Raw genomic sequence first — 20,322 nt, forward strand, 5'->3', positions numbered from 1 at the left:
CCGCATGACCTCCCCCGCCGTCGACATCTCCGTGGTCATCCCCTGCTTCCGCGGGGAGTCATCCCTCCCCGAGCTGTGCGCGCGTCTGACCCGCTCGCTCGAGGCACGGGGCACCCCCTTCGAAATCATCCTGGTCGACGACAGCGCCCGCCCGGCGCTGTGGGCCGTCATCGAGGGGCTGGCCCAGGCGGACCCACGCGTCAGCGGCGTTCGACTGATGCGCAACTTCGGACAGCACAACGCCACCGTGTGCGGCTTCCGGCACGCCCGGGGGTGCTGGGTGGTGACGCTCGACGAGGACCTGCAGAACCCGCCCGAGGAGATTGGCGCGCTCCTGGCGCGCGCCGAGCAGACCGGCGCCGACGTCGTCTATGGAATCCCTCGTGCCAGGCAGGGCCCGGGATGGCGCTCGCTCGCCTCGCGCCTCATCATGGTCATCCCACGCAAGGTGATGCGAGTGTCGTTCGACATCTCCGCCTTCCGCCTCATCTCCGGCCGCGTCGCGGCCGAGGTCGCCCGGAGCGAACGCCACGACATCATCCTGGACATCTACCTGTCCTGGGTGACGGACCGCATCAGCGCCACCGAGGTGCGGCACGAGCACCCGGAGGGCCTGCGCAGTTCGTACACGCTCGGTCGACTGGTGACGGTGTTCTTCAACCTGCTCTTCAACTACGCCACCTTCCCGCTGCGGCTCGCCTCGGTCGGAGGGTTCTGCCTGTCGGTGGTGTCCGCGCTCGCGGGGGCGCTGGTCGTCTTCTCCAAGTACACCGGCTACATCACCGTGCCCGGCTGGGCCTCGCTGGCGGTGGCGGTGCTGTTCTCGTCGGGCGTGACGCTGCTGGGCGTGGGCATCCTGTCCGAGTACGTGGCGCGCATCTTCCTGCAGATCAACCAGAAGCCCCAGGCGGTCGTGCGACAGACGACTTCCGTCGCGCTGCGCGCCGTCGCGGAGCCGACGCCCGAGCCCCCTCGACAGGAATCCCTCCATGGACATCGCTGAGGAGCAACGCGCCTTCTACGGGGCGCTGCTGGACCAGTACGGGGACGACCCGCGCGCGCTGTCCCACCGCGACCAGGCCACGCAATACGAGCGCTTCCACCGCCTGGCGCGCGTCTTCGAGCACGAGCAGGTCCCGTTCTCCGTCCACGAAATCGGATGCGGCATGGGGCACTTCGGCGAGTTCCTGGAGCGGCACCACTCCGGGGCCCTGTACTCCGGCAGCGACGTCCACCCCTCCTTCGCCGAGGCGTGTGCCCGCAAGTTCCCCCGCGGCGGCTTCCACACCCGGGACATCGTCGCCAGCCTGCCTCCGGAGCGCTACGACTTCCTAACGCTGTCGGGGACCTTCAACGTCCGGCTGTCAGCCACGCCCGAGGCGTGGCGAGGCTTCGTCCAGGGCATGCTGCGCGCGATGTACGCGATGTGCACGCGCGGCTTCGCGGTGAACTTCCTCACCACGTTCCACGACCCGGAGTACACGCGGGCGGAGCTGCACTACGAGCCCCCCGGCGCGCTCCTGGACTTCGTGGTGGGACAGCTCAGCCGGTTCTGGGAGCTGGATGCCGCGGGCCCCCTCTACGAGTACACCCTGCGCGTGTACCGGCCCGAGCACGTTCGCGCGCGCCACGCGGACCCGGCCTTCACGCGCTACTTCAAGCCCGCCTCGCCATGAGCCTCTCGTCCTCTCCGGCCCCCCGTCCCTCGCAGCCGCCCCGCATCGCGGTGGTGGGAGCGGGCCCCGCGGGCCTCACGGCCGGCTATGTCCTGGCGAAGGCCGGAGCCCGGGTCGAGGTCCACGAGGGCAGTCGGTTCATCGGTGGGCTGTCGCGCACGCTGGACCTGTGGAACCAGCGCGTGGACCTGGGGCCCCATCGCTTCCACACGCAGGACGCGCGCATCGACGCGCTCTGGAAGGGCGTCGTCGGAGAGGACTGGTCCACCGTGGCGTCCCACCCCGGCGTGTTCCGCGCGGACGGGCAGGTGTTGCGCTATCCGCTTCAGGTCGCGGACGTGGTGCGCAAGGTGGGATTCACCGAGTCCGTCCGGTGCGTGCTCGACTTCGGACGACAACAATTGCGCCCGCTCCCGGAGGTGAGGACCTTCGAGGACTGGCTGGTGCAGCACTTCGGCCGCCGCGTCTACGAGCAGTTCTTCCGTGACTACAACGAGAAGTTCTTCGGGCGCCCCTGCTCGCAGGTGGACGCGAGCGTGTCGGGCGCCGCCAGCAAGGACGCCTCGCTCATCGACACCGTCATCAATGCCCTGCGCATGCGCGTGGCCAACGCCCGGGCAAGCGCCGTCAAGCAGGTCACCGAGCAGTTCCCCTATCCCCAGCGCGGCACCGGCGAGGTGTACGAGCGCATGGCCCACGCCATCCGCGCCAGCGGCGGCGAGGTGTTCCTCGACAGCCGGGTGGAGTCGCTCCAGGTCGAGGGGCGCCGGGTGACGGGGCTGCGCTCCGCCCAGGGGCCTCGGGACTACGACTACGTCATCTCCAGCGCGCCGCTCGTGCCGCTCGTGGCGCAGCTGCCCTCCCCCTCTCCGGAGGTCCAACGCGCGCTGAGTGACGCGCGCGACGTGCTCACCTTCCGCAGCGCGCTGCTGGTGTACCTGGAGGTCCACGGGACGGACCTGTTCCCCGAATCCTGGCTGGAGATGCACACGCGCGCCGTCCGGGCCTGCCGCGTCACCAACTTCCGCAACTGGGTGCCCGGGCTCCATGGCGCGGAGCGCTCCACCATCCTCTGCGTCGAGTACTGGTGTGCCCAGGACGAGGCGCTCTGGAGCGAGACGGACGAGAACCTGGCGCGACTCGCCCGGACGGAGCTGGAGTCGGTGGGTCTGCTTGGCAAGGCCCCCGTGGGTCGCTTCCATGTGGTGCGGCTGCCGCGCTGCTATCCCGTGTACCAGCCGGGCTATCAGCGCGTGCTCCAGCCCCTCCAGGAGCACCTCTCCAGCTTCGAGCGCCTGAGCTCCATCGGCCGGGGCGGCCGCTTCTCCTACAACAGCCAGGACGCCAACTGGCGCATGGGACTGGAGGCCGCGGACGAAGCCCGGGCCACCCTGGGCTTCTAGACGCTCACCCGCGTCCCGTCGGTTCCTCCAGCTCATCCGTGAGGCCGTGCTTCGCCAGCCGGTACCGGAACGAGCGGAATGACAGCCCGAGCAGCTCCGCGGCGCGCGTCTTCACGCCGCCCGCCTGCTTCAGGGCCGCCAGCAGGTAGCGCCGCTCGCTGTCGTCCAGGTGGCGCTCCAGGTTGAAGCCCGTGCCCAGCGACGGCTCGCCTGGCTCGCCCGGACGCGACACCGGCTCCGACTCGCCGCGCACCGCGGGCGGCAGCGTGGACGGGCCCAGCAGGTCCGAGTCCGATAGCGTCGCCGCGCGCTCCACCATGTTCTGCAACTGGCGCACGTTGCCGGGGAACGCGTAGCGCTCCAGCAGGTCCAACGTCTCCTGCGCGAAGCGCAGCGCCGGACGCCCCAGCTCCTCCGCCATCCTCGACAGGAAATGGCTCGCGAGCAGTGAGATGTCCCCCGCCCGCTCGCGCAGGGGCGGCAACTCGAGCGTAATCACGTTGAGCCGGTAGAAGAGGTCCTCGCGGAACCGGCCCGCCTTCACCTCCGCCTCCAGCCGCCGGTTGGTCGCCGCGATGACGCGCGCCTGGAAGGGCACCTCCGCCGCGCTGCCCACCGGCTTCACCTTGCGCTCCTGCAACACGCGCAGGAGCTTCACCTGCGTGGCCAGCGGCATCTCCCCCACTTCGTCCAACATCACGGTGCCCTCGCCCGCGGACACCAGCAGCCCCGAGCGCTCGTGCAGCGCCCCCGTGAAGGCGCCCTTCACGTGGCCGAACAGCTCGCTCTCCAGCGTGCCCTCGTTGAGCGCCGCGCAGTTGAACGGCAGGAACGGCTGCGCCGCCCGGCTGCCCCGCATGTGGATGGCCCGCGCCACCAGCTCCTTGCCCGTGCCGCTCTCCCCCGTCACCAGCACCGTGCTGCGCCCCGGCGCCACCTTCTCCACCAGCGACCACACCGCCTGCATCCGGGCGCTCTGCCCCACCGCCATGCCCAGCCCGGGCAACAACCGCGCGCGCAGGGTGGTGTTCTCCTGCCGCAAGAGGCGCTTCTCCAGCGCCTTCTGCACCAACAGCCGCAGCTCGTCGTTGTCGAAGGGCTTGCAGATGTAGTCGTACGCGCCCTCGCGCATCGCCTCCACCGCGGCGGCGGGCGAACCGAAGGCCGTAATCAGGACGACCTCCGGCGGCTCCTTGCGCGCGCGCGCCGTGCGCAGCACGTCCAGCCCGCTGCCCGTCCCCAGCTTCATGTCGGAGATGACCAGGTCCACGCCATCCCGCGCGAGCACCTCGCACGCGGGCTTCACCCCGGGCACGCTCGTCACCACATAGCCCTCGCGGTGCAGGAGCAGCTCCAGGTACTCACGCATGGACAGCTCGTCGTCCACGATGAGGACATGGCCTCGGAAGGCGCCTTCTTGGGCCTGCATGGTCGTCACAGCGGCAACCCCACGACGAACTCCGTTCCCTCGGCCGGGTCCGAGCGCACGCGGATGGAGCCCCCGTGCGCGCGGACGATGGAATGAGCGGTCGACAGCCCCAGCCCCGTGCCCCCGTCCCGCGTGGTGAAGAAGGGCTCGAACAGGTGCCCCATCATCTCCTCCGTGATGCTCCCCGCCGAGTCCCACACCCGAATCTGCGCTTCCTTCTCGTTCCGGGCCAGCCCCACCTTCACCTCACCCTTGGGCCCCGCCGCCTGGAAGCCGTTGCGCACCAGGTTGATGAGCACCTGACGCAGTTGGTCCGGGTCCACCGCGGCCATCAACGGCTCGCGCGCGGACACCTCCACCCGCACGTCCCGGGCCAGCGGGTCCGCGCGCAGCATGTCCACCGTCTCCGTCAGGAGCGAATCCAGCGGCACCTCCCGCCGCACCGGCTCCGGAGGCCGCGCGAAGCGAAGGAAGTCCTCCACCAGCCGCCCCAGCCGGTCCGACTCGCGCACCAGGATGTTCGTGAGCTTCTGCACCACCACGTCGCTCGAGCGCTCCTGCGCGAGCAGCTGCGCCGAGCCCCGCATCGCCGCCAGCGGATTGCGTAGCTCGTGCGCCAGCTGCGCGGAGAGCGTCCCCAGGCTCGCCAGCCGATCCGAGCGCTCCAGGTCCTCCTCCATCCTGCGCAGCTCCGTCAGGTCCTGGAACACGATGAGCAGCGCGCCCGACTCGCCCTCCAGCGGTGTCACCGACAACCCGAGGATGCGCCGGCGGCCATGCTCGGCGCCCACCACCAGCTCACCTCGCGAGGACCGCGGCGCCAGCACCGACACCCCCGGCAGGAGCGCCTCCAACGGCTGGCCCACGTCCTCGGCCCCCTCCACCTGGAGGATGGAGCGCGCGGCGGCGTTGACGAAGGTGACGCGGCGCTGCGAGTCGCAGGTGATGAGCCCCGACGGCATGGAGGAGAGGATCTGCTGCTGCAGCCCGCCCAACCGGCGCAGGTCCGCCTCGCGCGCGGACAGCGCTCCGCCCGTGGCGGACAGCTGCCGGGACAGGTAGCCCGCAAGCACCGCGATGAGGCCCAGCGCCAGCAGGTTGCTGCCCAACACGAACAGGCCGCGGCTGGAGAGCACCGGCCCCATCGGCGCCGAGTCCGACAGGCGCAGCACGCCCACCAGCGTGGAGAACGACACGGCGCCCGCCGCGGCCACCCAGAGCGCGCCGCGCCAGTCCAGCACCACCGCGGCGCCGATGACGGCCAGGCTGTAGAGGAACGTGAGCGGCGAGTCGGAGCCGCCGCTCAGGTAGACGAGGCCCGTGGCGATGACCACGTCGCCCAGCACCTGCACCCACGCATCCAGCCGCCCCGCCTGCTCGCGTCGTAGCCGGATGCCCACCACCACCGTGGACACGTAGGCCGCGATGATGACGGCCAGGGACAGCGAGTCCGCCCGGCTCGGCTCCTCGAGGGGCTGAAGCAGCAGGCGCCCCACGGTGATGACGAGCGACAGGCTCGCCGCCACCGTGCGGAACAACACCAGCCACACCAGGCGCACGCGGAGCCTCTCGGCCTCGTCCGCGCGCACACTGGAGACGACGGAGCTACTTGATGGCACCGGCAATGGAGAAGATGGGCAGGTACATGGCGATGAGGAAGCCGCCGACCACACCGCCGAGGAACACCATCAGGAGGGGTTCGATCATCGCCGTCAGGGCGCCGACGGCGGTGTCCACCTCGTCGTCGTAGAAGTCGGCGATCTTGTTGAGCATGGTGTCCATGGCGCCCGTCGCTTCACCGACGCCAATCATCTGCACCACCATGGAGGGGAACACCTTCGTCTCGAGCAGCGGACCGGCGATGTTCTTGCCCTCGGCGATCTTCCCGCGCACGTAGTAGATGGCCTCTTCCACCGTGCGGTTGCCGGCCGTCTTCGCCGTCACGTCCAGCGCGTCGAGGATGGGCACGCCGGAGGAGATCATCGTGCCCAGGGTGCGCGTGAAGCGCGCCACGGCCACCTTGCGCAGCACCGGGCCGAACAGCGGCATCTTCAGGAACACCTTGTCCCAGAACTTGCGGCCCTTGGGCTGCTTGTAGCTCCAGGTGAAGGAGACCACCACCACCGTGATGGAGGCGACCACGTGGAACCAGTACGCCTCCGCCCACGCGGACAAATCCACCACGAACTGGGTGGGGGCCGGCAGCGCCGAGCCGAAGTCCGCGAACATGGCGGCGAACACCGGCGTCACCTTGAGGAGCAGGAGCGCCGTCACGCCGATGGCCACCAGGATGACGATGACGGGATACGTCATCGCGCCCTTGACCTTGCGCTTGAGCTTCTCGCTCTTCTCGCGGTAGGCCGCGAGCCGGTTGAGGATGGTGTCGAGGATACCGCCCACCTCGCCGGCCGCGCACAGCTGGGTGTAGAGCTCGTCGAAGACCTTGGGGTGCTCCTTCAGTGCGTCGGCGAAGGTGCTGCCCTGCTCCACCTTGGCCTTGATGGCCAGGAGCACCTTCTTGAAGGCCGGGTTGTCCATCTGACCGGCGAGGATGTCCATGCACTGCACCAGCGGCAGACCCGCGTCGATCATCGTCGCGAACTGACGGGTGAAGACGAGGACGTCCTTGCCCGTCACGCCACCCAGGCCCGGCAGGGTGATGTCGCCGTCGAGCGCGCTCTTCTTGCGCACCTTGACGGGGTTGAGACCCAGGGACTTCAGACGGGCGTTGACGGCCTCGGTGTCCGAGGCCTCCATCTCACCCTTCTTGGTCTCACCGCTCTTGGTCTTCGCCTCCCAGAGGAACTGGGCGGTGTTCTTCTTGGAAGCTGACTTCTGGACTGCCTGTGCTGCCATGAGCTCGACCTCCGCGGACGCGCGCGCGAGTCTAACCGCTGAATCTCAAAACCAGGAACTAACGACCCGCCGCTCCCCCGGCCGGCCGCTGGGCCCCCGGTACCACGCCGCCCGTGGCCAGGATGTTGCGCAGCTCCTCCGGGTCGCTGGAGCGCCCGAAGGCCTCGTCCTGCGAGATGACCCGCCGGAGCAGCAGCGCCGCCAGGGCCTGGTTGAAGGTCTGCATGCCGTACTTGGCCTGTCCCACCTGCATGGACGAGTAGATCTGATGGACCTTGTCCTCGCGGATGAGGTTCCGGATGGCGGGGTTGGGCACCATGACCTCCAGCGCCAGCACGCGCCCCGGAGCGCCCGCCTTGGACACCAGCGCCTGGCTCATCACGCCCTCCAGCACGAAGGACAGCTGGGCGCGCACCTGCGGCTGCTGGTACGGCGGGAACACGTCCAGCACGCGGTTGATGGTCTGCACCGCGCTGTTGGTGTGCAGCGTCGCGTAGCAGATGTGACCCGTCTCCGCGATGGTGAGCGCCGCCTCGATGGTCTCCAGGTCTCGGAGCTCACCGACCAGCACCACGTCCGGGTCCTGGCGGAGGATGTACTTGAGGGCCGTCTTGAAGTTGCGGGTGTCCGCGCCCACCTCGCGCTGGTTGACCAGGCAGTTCTTGTGCGGGTGCAGGTACTCGATGGGGTCCTCGATGGTCATGATGTGCTCATGACGCTCGGTGTTGATCTTGTCGATCATCGAGGCCAGCGTGGTGGACTTGCCCGAGCCCGTGGGGCCCGTCACCAGGATGAGGCCGCGGGGCTTCTTCACCAGCTCCGCGACGATGGGCGGCAGGCCCAGCTCCTGGAAGGTCAAAATCTTGAACGGAATGGTGCGGAACGCGCCGGCCACCGCGCCACGCTGCATGAAGATGTTGGCGCGAAAGCGCGACAGCCCCTTCACGCCGAAGGACAGGTCCAGCTCGTTGTCCTCCTCGAACTTGTGCTTCTGGGCGTCCGTGAGGATGGAGTAGCAGAGCTGCTTGGTCTCCACGGGCGTCAGCGGCGCCGTCTTCAAGGGGACGAGCTCGCCGTCCACGCGCAATTGGGGCGGGGAGCCGGTGGTGATGTGGAGGTCGGAAGCGCCCTTCTCGACCATCGCCTTGAGGAGCTGGTGCAGGTTGGCCACGGTGGGGGTGTCCTTCGATGAGGCTGGGGGAGGAAGTGACTAGAAGCGGTCCGGCGCGGTGTTGCCCACGACTTCTTCCAGGGTGGTCGCGCCGTCCATCACCTTCTTGAGGCCGCTCATGCGCAGGCTGCTCATGCCCAGGCGGATGGCCTCCTGCTTGAGCTCGGAGGCGGACGCGCCGTTGATGACCAGCTCCTTGAGGCCGTCCCAGAAGGGCATGACCTCGTAGATGGCCACGCGGCCCCGGTAGCCACGGTCGTTGCAGTCGCGGCAGCCGACCTTCTCGTACAGGGTGAAGGTGCCCATCTTGTCCGGGGGGATGCCGGCGTCGATGAGGGCCTGCTCGTCCACCTTGTCCGCGGGCTTCTTGCAGGCCGGGCACAGCCGGCGCGCCAGACGCTGGGCGAGGATGAGGTTGAGCGAGGCGGTCACCAGGAACGGCTCGATGCCCATGTTGAGCAGACGGCTCACCGTGCCCGGGGCGTCGTTGGTGTGCAGCGTGGAGAGCACCAGGTGGCCGGTGAGGGCCGCCTTCACGCCAATCTCCGCCGTCTCGAAGTCGCGGATCTCACCAATCATGATGATGTCCGGGTCCTGGCGGAGGAACGAGCGCAGCGCGGCCGCGAAGTTCAGGCCGATGTCGTCGTGCATCTGCACCTGGTTGATGCCGGCGAAGTTGAACTCGACCGGGTCCTCCGCGGTGGAGATGTTGGTGCCCACGTCGTTGAGGCTGGAGAGCGCCGAGTACAGCGTCGTCGTCTTGCCCGAGCCCGTGGGGCCCGTCACCAGCACCATGCCGTAGGGCCGGTCGATGGCCTCCTTGAACCACGCCAGCGGCTGCGGGTCGAAGCCCAGCTTGGTCATGTCCAGCTGGAGGTTGCTCTTGTCGAGCAGACGCATCACGACCTTCTCGCCGAAGAGCGTGGGACACACGCTCACGCGGAAGTCCATCTCCTTGCCGCCGCCCATCTTGATCTTGATGCGGCCGTCCTGCGGCAGGCGCCGCTCGGAGATGTCCAGCGAGGCCATGATCTTCAGACGCGAGGTGATCGCGTTGCGCAGCTTCATGGGCGGCCGCATCACCTCGTACATCACGCCGTCGATGCGGAAGCGGACGCGGAAGTCCTTCTCGTACGGCTCGATGTGGATGTCGGACGCGCGCTTCTTGATGGCGTCCATGAGGATGAGGTTCACCAGCTTGACGACGGGCGCGTCATCCGCGGCCTTCGCCATCTCGTCGATGTTCTCCGTCTCCTCCTTCGCCAGCTCGATGTCGTCGCCGACGTCGCCGACGATCTCCTCCATCGAGGGGCCCTTCTCCGCGTAGTAGCGCTCAATCGCCTCGCGGATGGAGACCTCCGAGGCCACCACCGTCTCGATGTTGTAGCCGGTGAGGAACTTCAGGTCGTCCACGGCGAAGATGTTGGACGGGTCGCACATGGCCACGATCAGCGACGGGCCCGCGCGGTTGACCGGAATCACCAGGTGCTTCTCGGCCACTTCCTTGGGCACGAGCTTGATGATGTCCGGGTCGATGTCGAAGTCCTTCAGGTTGATGGCCGGCACGCCGTACTGCTTGGAGAGGAAGTCGGTGAGCTTCGACTCCTCGATGGCGCCCGTCTTGATGAGCGCGGTGCCGATGCGCGTGCCGCTCTTCTGCTGCTCTTCCTGGGCCTTGCGAAGCTGCTGGACGGAGATGAGGTTCTCGCGGACCAGCAGTTCACCCAATCGACCGGACATTCGTGAAGCCTCTTCCTTGTGGCAAAGAAGGACGAAGCGGGCGGGGGCCCACCTCGCTCCAGGGGAGACGCGGGCGTTGCCTCGGGGCCCCACAGCACCTTTGGCACGGTTCCTGACAGCGAATTAGAGGGGAGCCGCTCACATCCGTCAAGGCGCCCCCTCGGGCCGCCGGATCCGCCAACCCGTTGAACACTCACGGGAAAAATGCGGGGGTCAGGCGCCGGTCCTGGCAATCACCGTGCGAGCGGCCTCGACATCCCGCTTGATCTGCCCCGTCAGCTCCGCCACGGAGCCGAAGCGCTGCTCGGGGCGCAGCCGCTCCAGGAACTGCACCCGCAGCTCGCGGCCGTAGATGTCCCCGGAGAAATCCAGGAGGTGCGCCTCGATGGTGACCTCGGTGCCGCCGAAGGTGGGCTTGATGCCGATGTTCGCCGCGCCCCCGTGCCACGCGCCCTCCCCCGCCTCCTTGAGGAAGCGCACCCGGATGGCGTAGACGCCCGGCGCCGGCCGCAGCTCGTTCTGCGTGTCCACGTTGGCTGTGGGAAAGCCGATGGTGCGCCCGCGACCCGCCCCCGCCACCACGGTGCCGTCCAGATCGAACGGGCGACCAAGCAGCCGGCACGCCGCGGACACCCGGCCCTCCAGGATGTACTCGCGCACCCGCGACGACGAGGCGACGACGCCGTCCACCGTGACGGGCGTCACCACGTGCACCCGGGCGCCCCTTCGGCCGGCCGCCTCGCGCAGCGTGTCCACGGTGCCCGCGCGCGCGGCGCCATAGGTGAAGTCGCTGCCCACCACCACGTGCGAGACGCCCAGCCTGTCGAAGAGCGTGGCCTCGAAGTCGCCGGGCCCCGTGCGGGCATAGTCGCGCGAGAAGGCCTGCACCACGGAGGCCTCCAGCCCACAGGCGGCGAGCAGCTCCAGGCGCCGCGGGAGCAACGTGATGAGCTTGGGCGCCAGGTCCGGCTGGAGCACCTTGCCCGGGTGGGGGTTGAAGGTGAACGCCGCCGGGGACGCGTGCTTGCGCGCCTCCGCGAACAGGGCCTGGTGGCCCACGTGCACGCCGTCGAAGTTGCCCAGAGCCAGCGCCCGGCCCTCGAGCGCCCGGCCCGCCTCCGCCACCGAGTGGAAGACCTTCATGCCCCCCCTATACCAGTGTTTTTCCCTGGCCAGACCCCGCTTGGCCGTGGTTGGAGCGCCTGGAACATGCCCCGCCCTCGCCTGCTGCCAGACCCCGTCGGACTCCACCTCGTCGAAATGGCCACCCCTCCCGACTGGGACGCCGAGTTCGGCTTCGCGGGCCCCCTGGAGCTCGAAATCGGCTCCGGCGCCGGCGGCCACGCCCTGGAGTACTGCCGCCGAAACCCCCAGGTGCGCTTCGTCGCCTTCGAGTGGCGAAAGAAGTACGCCCGCGACACCCAGGACCGCGCCGCCAAGGCGGAGATGAAGAACCTGCGCGTCGTCGAGTCCGACGCCCGCTTCGTCGTGCCCCGCATCTTCGCGGATAACTCCCTGTCCGCCATCCACCTCCAGTTCCCCGACCCCTGGTGGAAGCGCTCCCACGCCAAGCGCGCCGTCGTCCAACCCGACTTCGCCAGGCTCCTGCTGGGAAAGCTCGTCCCCGGCGGCCTCTTCGACATGCGCACCGACGTCCAGGACCGCGCCGTCAACATGCTGTCCATCCTGGAATCCGTGGGATTCCACAACCCCTTGGGTTCCGGCGTTTTCCACCCGTATGACCCGGAGGAGGTGCCCTCCACGCGGGAGCGGCGGTACCTGTCCTCGGGGGAGCCGGTGTACCGGGCGCGGCTGCGCAAGCCGCTCTGAGCGCCTGAAGTGACGGGCACTTGCCGTCCCCCTTGGCTTCCGACGGGACGGCGGGTGAGAATCAGAGCCATTCTGGCAGCGCGGGATGATTGCACTGGGGGCGCAACCGCATGGCGGACGGCGAGAGGAAGAAGACGCAGGAGGTCGCGCGTCGGGCGGGGACAGGCGGGGAGCTCAGTGGGCGGACGGTGCTCATCGTCGACGACGACCCGGCGCATGTGGCGCACGTGCGCGAGGGGCTGGCGCCGCGGGGCTACGTCTTCAAGGAGGCGCACGACGGGACGCAGGCCCTGTCGGCCATCCGAGAGTCCCGGCCGGACCTCATCCTGATGGACGTGGAGATGCCGGGGCTGGGCGGCGTGGAGGTGTGCCGCATCATCAAGGCGAACGCGGGGGAGGACGGGTTCGGCTTCATCCCGGTGATTCTGATGACGGCGCGCCAGGCGGCCGGGAAGGTGGAGGGGCTGGAGCTGGGCGCGGACGACTACCTGGTGAAGCCCTTCGACATGCTGGAGCTGTCGGCGCGGGTGAAGTCGATGCTGCGGCTCAAGGTGCTCCAGGACGCGCTGGTGGAGAAGAACCGGGAGCTGGACCGGGCCAACAAGGAGCTGGCCAAGAAGCGCGAGGAGCTGCTCGCCCTGTCGCGCACGGACGGGCTGACGGGGCTGTACAACCGGCGCTGCTTCGAGGAGCGGCTGAGCGAGGAGTTCGCGCGCTCCAGGCGCTACCAGTCCCCGCTGTCGCTGGTGATGCTGGACATCGACCACTTCAAGCGCATCAACGACACCTTCGGCCACGTCTTCGGGGACCAGGTGCTCAAGGCGGTGGCCCAGACGACGCGCGCCCGGCTGCGCGAGGTGGACATGCTGGCGCGCTACGGCGGCGAGGAGTTCATCGCGCTCCTGCCGGAGACGGCGCCCCAGGACGCGCTCAAGGTGTGCGAGCGCGTGCGCGAGGCCATCGCGGCCCTGGGCGTGGAGCACGTGGGCGCGGACGGCAGGCCCCAGCAGGTGCGGCTGACGGCGTCGCTGGGCGTGGCGACGGTGCCCTCCCCGGATTTGGAGACGGCGGAGGCGCTGTTGCGCGCGGCGGACGCGGGGCTCTACGCGGCCAAGGGAGCGGGGCGAAACCGTGTCCAGCAACACGTTCCGTGACACTGGCTCACCAGAGGCTTTCCCCCGGCGCTGGTTTGACCTAAACCCCACTCCCATGCGCCTGACCGCGACGACGCCCTGGTTGCTGGCCCTGCTCCTGGTGGGCATGGGCGGCTGCAACCAGCCCCGCTTCGGCACACCGCAGGACGCCTATACCTCCTTCCACCGGCTGGTGAAGCGCGGTGAGCTGCGTCAGGCCTGGGGCGCGTTGTCCCAGCCGACGCAGGCGGCCCTCCAGCAGCGGGCGCAGGCGGTGAGCGATGCGTCCGGTGGCGCGGTGAAGGCCGAGCCCCTGGGCCTGTTCTTCGCGAATGTCCCCCCGCCTCCGGATGTTACGGAGGTCTCCCTGGTCCGGGAGGCGGGCGACGAGGCGACCGTGCTCGTGCGCTCGTCAGGCAGCACCCATGAGGTCCGGATGGTCCGGGAGCCGTCTGGGTGGAAAGTGGACCTCTCAGCCTCCCTCCAGCCGTGAAGCCGGGCATGCCCGGGCTCCTCGCATCAGGTAACGTACGACTGTGAACGATCGGAAGACACGGCGGGTCCTTCCCGCGGTCGAAGTCATCCGGCGGCCGGCCTCGACACCCGGCAGCGCTGGGCAGAGTCCGTCCCCCTCGGACTCCCCGGCGCCCACGCCGCGCCCCACGCCCCGGCCCACCACGGCGGGTCCGGCGGCCCCCGTCGCGCCCCGTCCCGCGGGCGTGGCGCCCACGCCCCGTCCCGCCACTCCGGCGGCGGCCGCCCCGACGAGCCCCACGGCGCCCTCGCCCGCGCCGCGTCCATCGGTGCCGGTGGCCTCCAGCGCCCCCCGCCCCGCGGGCGTGGCGCCGGGCGCCCGGCCGATGGCTCCGCGCTCGCCTGGAGGGCCCGGTGGCCCGGGTGGACGTCCGGGCGGCTTCGGTGGCCGTCCCGGGGGCTTCCGCTCCTCGGCACCGCGGCCTCCGCCCACGCCCGAGCAGATCCTCGCGCTCGCGCAGCGCGAGCACGTCCCGGCGCGCATCGCCAAGGGTGAGCTGGAAGGCAAGATGAAGTGCCGCATCTGGCGCAAGCTGCACGCCGAGGAGGCCAAGCGCTTCGACCAGGTCTACGAGCTGATGGGCCAGACGCCGGGGCTGTCGCTGGGGGACGCGTTCGGCGTGCTCCAGAGCGGCATGACGGTGGCCGAGTTCATGGCGCGCAAGGAGCGCACCCAGCGCAAGGCGGCCATCAAGCAGGCGCGCGGCGAGGTGGACAACGCCGTCGTCGCCGAGCTGCTCTCGGGCCTCATCGCCGGCAAGACGGAGGTCTCCGTGGTGCTGGCGGAGCGCTCGCTCCTGGACACGCTGGTCGCCGAGGAGCCCATCGCCTTCACGCTGGAGCGCACCGGGCGGCTGGAGAAGCTGCAGGTGGTGTTGCTGGCGCGGCGCGGGGAGTGGGAGCGGCTGCTGCCCGGGCTGGAGCGCGACGCGAAGCTCACCCAGAAGCCCGCCACGGTGGCCCGCCAGCCGGACAAGCGGCCGTACTCGGACCCGCGCGCGTTCCTGGACCACCTGGGCCAGCAGGTGAAGCTGGTGCTGCGCAACGGCATCACGCTGCAGCTGCCGCTGATGCACGTGGGCCGCTTCGACCTGCTGTTGGGCGAGACGGGCCACGAGGTGTTCGTCCCGCTCCACGCGCTGCTGCGCTTCGAGCCGGTCGCCGCGAGCGCTCCCGCCACCGAGGCCTGAAGCCAAGGCCGCGGAATTTCGCGGGGGCGCCGCCCCTTCCTCCATCTTTCGCCGAGCGAGGCACCCACTCCATGCGCCCCTTCTTCTCCCGCATCATCAAGCCCTGGCTCGCGCTGGCCGCGACGGCCGCCATGGTGGGCGCCACCCAGCAGGGCTGCACCAAGGACACCCCGCCCGCCGCCGCCGCGGCCCCCGCGCCCACCGTCCCGGAGAAGCGGGAGAACGGCGTGCGCGTGGTGGAGCTGACGGTGACGGAGAAGGGCTACGAGCCCAGCCCCGTGCAGCTCAAGAAGGACGAGCCGGTGAAGCTGGTGGTGACGCGCAAGACGGACCAGACGTGCGCGACGGAAGTCGTGATGGACGACTACGGCATCAACACCGCGCTGCCGCTGGGCCAGCCGGTGGACATCACCTTCACGCCCAAGACGTCCGGCAAGCTGGTGTACGGCTGCGCCATGGGGAAGATGATTTCCGGCGTTTTCCTGGTGGAGTGAAGACGTAGGCCGAAATCTGGGCACCGCGCCGGGGAGGAGTAGTGTGCCTGCCCTGCATGGGCGGCGCGGCGGAGCTCTTCACGCGGCATGTCTTCCTGGACCTCGAGACCACGGGGTTGGATCCACGTGCCGACGAAATCATCGAGCTGGGGTGTCTGTTCTTCGAGAACGGGCGCGAGGTGGACCGCTTCGCGCGGCTGTACTCGGCGTCCAAGCCCCTGCCCCTCACGATTCGTCGGCTCACGGGCCTGACGGACGCGGACCTGGAGGGCCGGCCGCGCTTCGGCGTGGACCTGGAGGACCTCAAGGCGCGGCTGACGGGCTGGACGGTGGTGGCGCACAACGCCTCGTTCGAGAAGGGCTTCCTGCCGGACCTGTTGGGCTCCATCCGCGCGCCGGTGCTCGATTCGTGCGAGCTGATGCACTACCTGCACCCGGAGCTGCCCAGCCACTCGCTGGAGTCGCTCCTGCGCTGGGCGGGGCTGGGCATCCGCCAGCCGCACCGCGCGGTGTCCGACTGCGAGGCGGTGTACGCGGTGCTCGTGCAGACGATGGAGCGCTGCATCAGCGAGGGGCGCGGCGAGGACCTCGCGGACCTCGTGGCCACGCTGGACCCTCGGGCGGCGCGGCGGCTGGGCTCCGCTGACGTCCTCGAGGAGGGCGCGTTCGATTACGACGAGTGGCCGCTGCTGGAGCTGCTGTCGCGACTGAACGCGGCCTGCCGGGCGAGGCCCACGCCGCTCGCGCTCGAGACGCAAGGCGGCTTCCTGCGCGGACGTCCGGAGCGGCGCCGCGCGGCGGGCGTGCCCGCGGTCGCGGAGCCCGAGGCCGAGACGCCGGTGGTGCCGGTGCGGGCCGACGAGGTGTCCGCGGTGCTGGGCGCGGGTGGAGCGCTGGAGCAGCGTGAAGAAGGCTTCCGCAGCCGGCCCGCGCAGCTCGACATGGCGCAGGCGGTGGCGCGCGCGCTGTCGGACGGCGAGCAGGTGGCGGTGGAGGCGGGCACGGGCACGGGCAAGTCGCTCGCGTACCTGACGCCCGCGGCCCTCTTCGCCGCGCGCAACGGGCGGAAGGTCGGCGTGGCGCCGCACACCAAGACGCTGCAGGACCAGTTGCTGGAGAAGGACCTGCCGCGCCTGCACCGCGCGCTGGGAGGCACGTTCGGCTACGCGCTGCTCAAGGGCCAGTCGAACTACCTGTGCCGCCGCCGCGCGCTGGAGGCCACGCGCGTGGAGCCGGGCATGGGGCACAACGCCCGCGCCCCTCGGGCGTACCTGCGCGCGTACCTGCGCCGCAGCGTCGAGGGAGACCTGGACCGGCTGAGCCACTGGTTCCGCGAGCGCTTCCCCGTGTTGATGGGGTTGATGCCGGCGGTGCGCTCCGAGGCGGCGACGACGCTGGGCGACAAGTGCCCGCATCACCACCGGTGCTTCTACCACTCGGCGGTGGCCCAGGCGCGCGAGGCGGACGTGCTGGTCATCAACCAGTCACTCGCCTTCGCGTGGCCCGCGCGCTACCCGAAGCTCGAGCACCTGATTCTCGACGAGGCGCACGAGGTGGAGGACGTCGCCACCACGGCGCTCACCGTGGAGCTGTCGGACCTGGCCTTCCACCGGCTCACCGAGCGGCTGCACGGGCGCGATGGGCGCCACGGCCTGTTCGCCGAGCTGCGGCGCGCGCTGTCCGCCTCCCGTCGCGAGGAGTCCCGCGCGCTGATGGGTCAGGTGGAGGATGCGCTGCGCCGGCTGATGGACGAGGCGCGGGACCTGGGCGCGCGGGTGACGGAGCTGTGTGAGCCCTCGGCGACAGCGGCCGGAGAGGACCCGGACGAGGGCGCCTATGCCCCGGAGCTGCGGGTGACGGAGGCCGTGCGCGCGCTGCCCGCGTGGGCTCCGGTGCGAGAGGGGCTGGAGCTGGTGCGCGGCGCGCTGCAGGCGCTGCACACGCTGCTCGCGGTGCGGGTGCTGGAGGCCCTGCCGGAGCTGGCGGCACGGATGCCGGCGCTGGAGCGCGAGCTGTCCGGCGCGACGACGGAGCTGGGGGAACTCTCGACGCTGGCCACGGAGCTGTCAGGCGAGGCGGCGGCGGGGCGATGCTACTCGGCCACGGCCGAGCCGCGGCGTCAGCGCTGGAGCGTGGGCGCGCAGCCGGTGGACGTGTCCTTCCACGTGTCGCGCGACTTCGCCGCGAACAAGCGCGCGCTGGTGCTCACCTCGGCCACGCTGGGCCCGAGCAACGGGAGCGGCACGCCCTTCGTGTTGAAGCGTTTGGGCCTGGATGGCCGGGGCGACAAGCCCGCGCCCCGGCTGTTGCGCGCGCCCTCGCCCTTCCAGTTGCACGAGCAGGCGCTCGTCGTGCTCGTCACGGACGCGCCGCGCGCGCACGAGGAGCCCTTCGTCGACTGGGCGGCGACGCGCATCTCCGGCCTCGCGCAGACGATGGGCGGGCGGCTGTTGGGGCTGTTCGCGTCCACGCGGCGCATGGAGCGCGTGGGCGCGGAGGCTCGCAACCGGCTGGAGCCGCTGGGCATCGAGGTGCTGCGGCAGTCCCGTGGACATGGCCGCTCCCTGGCGGCACGGCAGGAGCGCGACACGGGCACGGTGCTCTTGGGCACGAAGAGCTTCTGGCAGGGTGTGGACATCCCCGGGCGGGGCGTTGGGTGCGTCTTCATCGACAAGCTCCCGCTGGAGCCCGCGCTGCGTCCGCTGGTCGCCGCGCGCGAGGAGCCGCTGGCCCGCGCGGGGGGCGAGTATCAGGGATTCCTCCAGTACCGGCTGCCGCGCGCGCTGCTCCTGCTACGGCAGGGCGTGGGGCGGCTCATCCGCTCCACCACGGACCGGGGCGTCGTCATCATCGCGGACCCGGGGCACCCCAGCTACCGCGCGTACCTGATGAACGCCCTGGAGGGCTACCGCGTGGAGGCGCTGCCGTGGGCGCAGGCGCGCCTGCGCATCCATGGCGTGCTCAAGCAGACGGGGCTGCTCGTGGACTCACCCGCGCCGCGCTGAGCAAGGCTCACGCGTCCAGGCGCGCTCGGAGAAGTGGGACTCCAGCGCGCGCAGCTCGCCTGACGCCCCGCCGCGCTAAGCAAGGCTCACGCGTCCAGGCGCGCGCGGAAGCGGGACTCCAGCGCGCGCAGTTCGCCGAGCGACTCGCCCGACGCCCCGCCCCGCTCCGCCACCTCCAGCGCCTTCGCCAAGGCCCGCGCATCCTCTTCGCTCTGCTCGCGCAGCCGCTGCATCATCGTCCGCGTCGCGTCGAAGAGGTCCTTCAGCTCGTCACCATCGCGCAGGCCGTACGACGGAGGACGCAGCTTGCCTTCGGCCACCTCCCCCACCATGCGCCGGATGCGAAGGAGCGGACCCGCCACCCGGTGCGTCACGACGATGGTGCCCAGCGCCACCACGGCGATGAAGGCCAGGAGGAACGCGCCCAGCACCCACCACGTCGCGCGCTGACGCCACTCCAGCTCCGCACGCTGCGCGACGATGGCCGCGCGCTCCTGCTCGTAGGCCGCGTCGATGGTCTGCGCCTTCTCCCGGAAGGCGGCCTCGAACGCCGGGTCGTCCATGCGCGCGAGCAGCTCGTTGGAGAGCGTGGCGCTGGACAGCTCCCGGCTCACCTCGGCGGCCTTCGAGCGCGCCTCCACCGCCGTCGCCGTCTCCTGCATCAGCGCCCGCGCCGAGCGCACCAGGAACACGCCCAAGAGCGCCGACAGCACCAGCGTCACGCCGACGATGTACGCGGTCAGCTTGAGCTGGAAGCTCGTATCCAGCAGGAAGTTGCGCCAGCGCCGCTTGGGGGCCGCCTGCTGCGCCGTGCTGCTCGTCGTCATGTGTCGTTGCTCCACTCGAAGGTTTCGGCGGCGTCCTCCACGGCGCGGGGGACCAGCGCCTTGAGGAGGTCCGCGGGCTGCGCGCCCCCGGCCTTCACGTCCACCTGCCCCAGCAGGGACAGGTCCGGGTAGGTCATGCAGACGATGGCCACCCGCAGGCCCCCACCCTCCATGGGGTGGACCTCCGGGGTGATGCGAAATCCCCGCACGCCCAGCTTCTTCAGCGCGCCCTTGGCCTGCGCCTTGGTCTCCTTCGCCGGCGCCAGCACCGCCCCCCGGCGCACCAGCCGCGAGCGCAGCCGCGCCTCGGTGGCCTTCACCAGCTCCGGCGGCAGCGAGCGCGTCAGGTCCTTCATCCCCTCCATGGCGATGTACAGCCGGGCCGGACGCGCCTGGTACTCCTTCAGCGCGCTCACCGCCTCGCGCACCGCCGCCTGCACCGCCGCGTCCGCCTCGTCCTTGTGGGCCTCCAGGCAGGGCAGCGCGGAGGACTCCAGGAGCTTCGCCAGCGACTTGGCGACGGCGGCGCGCACCAGCTCGCTTGCGTCCTTGAGGCCGGGACACAGCACGGCCACGGCCTCCGGGTCCTCGGTGGCGCCCAGCACGAGCGCCGCCTGGGAGCGGGAGCGAGGGTCCTTGCCCTGCTGGAGCTGGCGCCCCAGGAACGCAAGACGGGTATCCCCCTGGGCGAGGGTCGCGCCGGGCGCGAGGAGGAGCAGGAGCAGGGAGAGAGCGGGCAGCCGCATGGCGGGGGAGGGCGACTCGCAGTGTAGCCCCGTGTGCCCGGTGACGAACAGTTGCCTGGAGGGCGGGCCGTTCACACCCACCTCCCCTCCCCTCGTAGGCGTCGTGGATCCGACCTGGGGCCATCCTGGGGTAACGTGCGCCCGGTCCAGGAGGGCATGCCCGGTGTCATTCGCTTCCCGGTTGGAAGGTCTGCTGCAGCAAGTGGGATTGAGCGGCGTGGTGGAGGAGGTGCGCACGCGCCTGGGCTACGCGCGCCCGAATCCTCCCCCCGCCCACAACGGCCATGG

The 20,322-nt window shown here is 70.4% G+C and carries 17 protein-coding genes; 9 read left to right on the forward strand and 8 right to left on the reverse strand.

Annotated features, from left to right (window positions below; genetic code table 11):
- The 3 genes from FL311_RS26920 to FL311_RS26925 all read left to right on the forward strand — a co-directional run.
- The coding region (locus FL311_RS26920; RefSeq protein WP_141329353.1) for a glycosyltransferase family 2 protein at nucleotides 1-1,003 on the forward strand (1,003 nt) is incomplete at its 5' end.
- Entirely contained in the window at nucleotides 990-1,676 is a 687-nt protein-coding gene (locus FL311_RS44245) for a class I SAM-dependent methyltransferase (RefSeq protein WP_194869379.1), read from the forward strand. The genes FL311_RS26920 and FL311_RS44245, both read left to right, overlap by 14 nt.
- Nucleotides 1,673-3,079 carry an FAD-dependent oxidoreductase gene (locus tag FL311_RS26925; protein ID WP_194869380.1) on the forward strand — a complete coding sequence of 469 codons (1,407 nt, stop codon included), beginning with the start codon at nucleotides 1,673-1,675 and terminating at the stop codon, nucleotides 3,077-3,079. Before FL311_RS44245 ends, FL311_RS26925 begins: the two co-directional genes overlap by 4 nt.
- Nucleotides 3,080-3,083: 4 nt before the next feature.
- Here FL311_RS26925 and FL311_RS26930 read toward each other — a convergent pair whose 3' ends face one another.
- The 6 genes from FL311_RS26930 to FL311_RS26955 form a co-directional block, all read right to left on the reverse strand.
- Nucleotides 3,084-4,508 carry a sigma-54 dependent transcriptional regulator gene (locus tag FL311_RS26930; RefSeq protein ID WP_141329357.1) on the reverse strand — a complete coding sequence of 475 codons (1,425 nt, stop codon included), beginning with the start codon at nucleotides 4,506-4,508 and terminating at the stop codon, nucleotides 3,084-3,086.
- 5 nt (nucleotides 4,509-4,513) lie between these two features.
- Nucleotides 4,514-6,067 carry a nitrogen regulation protein NR(II) gene (locus FL311_RS26935; RefSeq protein ID WP_228557105.1) on the reverse strand — a complete coding sequence of 518 codons (1,554 nt, stop codon included), beginning with the start codon at nucleotides 6,065-6,067 and terminating at the stop codon, nucleotides 4,514-4,516.
- A 46-nt stretch (nucleotides 6,068-6,113) separates the two neighbouring features.
- Nucleotides 6,114-7,364, reverse strand: coding sequence for a type II secretion system F family protein (locus FL311_RS26940; RefSeq protein WP_141329359.1), 1,251 nt, complete (start codon nucleotides 7,362-7,364; stop codon nucleotides 6,114-6,116).
- A gap of 58 nt (nucleotides 7,365-7,422) precedes the next feature.
- On the reverse strand, nucleotides 7,423-8,535 hold the full coding sequence (locus FL311_RS26945; RefSeq protein ID WP_141329361.1) for a type IV pilus twitching motility protein PilT: 1,113 nt from the start codon (nucleotides 8,533-8,535) through the stop codon (nucleotides 7,423-7,425).
- A 39-nt stretch (nucleotides 8,536-8,574) separates the two neighbouring features.
- The gene (gene pilB / locus FL311_RS26950) at nucleotides 8,575-10,275 is read right to left on the reverse strand and encodes a type IV-A pilus assembly ATPase PilB (protein ID WP_141329363.1); all 1,701 of its coding nucleotides are present in this window, start codon (nucleotides 10,273-10,275) and stop codon (nucleotides 8,575-8,577) included.
- 213 nt (nucleotides 10,276-10,488) lie between these two features.
- Nucleotides 10,489-11,418 (reverse strand): bifunctional riboflavin kinase/FAD synthetase, encoded by a 930-nt coding sequence (locus FL311_RS26955; protein ID WP_141329365.1) that lies wholly within the window; start codon nucleotides 11,416-11,418, stop codon nucleotides 10,489-10,491.
- Between the two features lie 66 nt (nucleotides 11,419-11,484).
- Between FL311_RS26955 and FL311_RS26960 the strand changes: the two genes are divergently transcribed.
- The 6 genes from FL311_RS26960 (at nucleotide 11,485) to FL311_RS26985 (ending at nucleotide 18,461) form a co-directional block, all read left to right on the forward strand.
- Complete coding sequence (locus FL311_RS26960) at nucleotides 11,485-12,105, forward strand: tRNA (guanosine(46)-N(7))-methyltransferase TrmB (RefSeq protein ID WP_141329367.1); 621 nt, start codon at nucleotides 11,485-11,487, stop codon at nucleotides 12,103-12,105.
- A 110-nt stretch (nucleotides 12,106-12,215) separates the two neighbouring features.
- Nucleotides 12,216-13,259: a diguanylate cyclase gene (locus FL311_RS26965; RefSeq protein ID WP_141329369.1), complete on the forward strand. Its 1,044-nt coding sequence runs from the start codon at nucleotides 12,216-12,218 to the stop codon at nucleotides 13,257-13,259.
- Between the two features lie 55 nt (nucleotides 13,260-13,314).
- Nucleotides 13,315-13,731 carry a hypothetical protein gene (locus tag FL311_RS26970; protein WP_141329371.1) on the forward strand — a complete coding sequence of 139 codons (417 nt, stop codon included), beginning with the start codon at nucleotides 13,315-13,317 and terminating at the stop codon, nucleotides 13,729-13,731.
- A 367-nt stretch (nucleotides 13,732-14,098) separates the two neighbouring features.
- Nucleotides 14,099-14,962 carry a hypothetical protein gene (locus FL311_RS26975; RefSeq protein ID WP_223748113.1) on the forward strand — a complete coding sequence of 288 codons (864 nt, stop codon included), beginning with the start codon at nucleotides 14,099-14,101 and terminating at the stop codon, nucleotides 14,960-14,962.
- 71 nt (nucleotides 14,963-15,033) lie between these two features.
- Entirely contained in the window at nucleotides 15,034-15,456 is a 423-nt protein-coding gene (locus FL311_RS26980; RefSeq protein ID WP_141329375.1) for a cupredoxin domain-containing protein, read from the forward strand.
- Nucleotides 15,457-15,512: 56 nt separating this feature from the next.
- Nucleotides 15,513-18,461, forward strand: coding sequence for a helicase C-terminal domain-containing protein (locus tag FL311_RS26985; RefSeq protein ID WP_141329381.1), 2,949 nt, complete (start codon nucleotides 15,513-15,515; stop codon nucleotides 18,459-18,461).
- An 86-nt stretch (nucleotides 18,462-18,547) separates the two neighbouring features.
- Here FL311_RS26985 and FL311_RS26990 read toward each other — a convergent pair whose 3' ends face one another.
- Both FL311_RS26990 and FL311_RS26995 read right to left on the reverse strand, forming a co-directional pair.
- A complete protein-coding gene (locus tag FL311_RS26990) occupies nucleotides 18,548-19,288 on the reverse strand; it encodes a HAMP domain-containing protein (protein WP_141329377.1) in 741 nt (246 codons plus the stop codon).
- Nucleotides 19,285-20,034, reverse strand: coding sequence for a HEAT repeat domain-containing protein (locus FL311_RS26995; protein ID WP_074950705.1), 750 nt, complete (start codon nucleotides 20,032-20,034; stop codon nucleotides 19,285-19,287). The genes FL311_RS26990 and FL311_RS26995 overlap by 4 nt, the downstream gene beginning before the upstream one ends.
- Nucleotides 20,035-20,322: the final 288 nt, after the last annotated feature.

This window comes from Myxococcus sp. AB025B (assembly GCF_006518215.1).
Classification (GTDB): Bacteria; Myxococcota; Myxococcia; order Myxococcales; family Myxococcaceae; genus Myxococcus; species Myxococcus fulvus.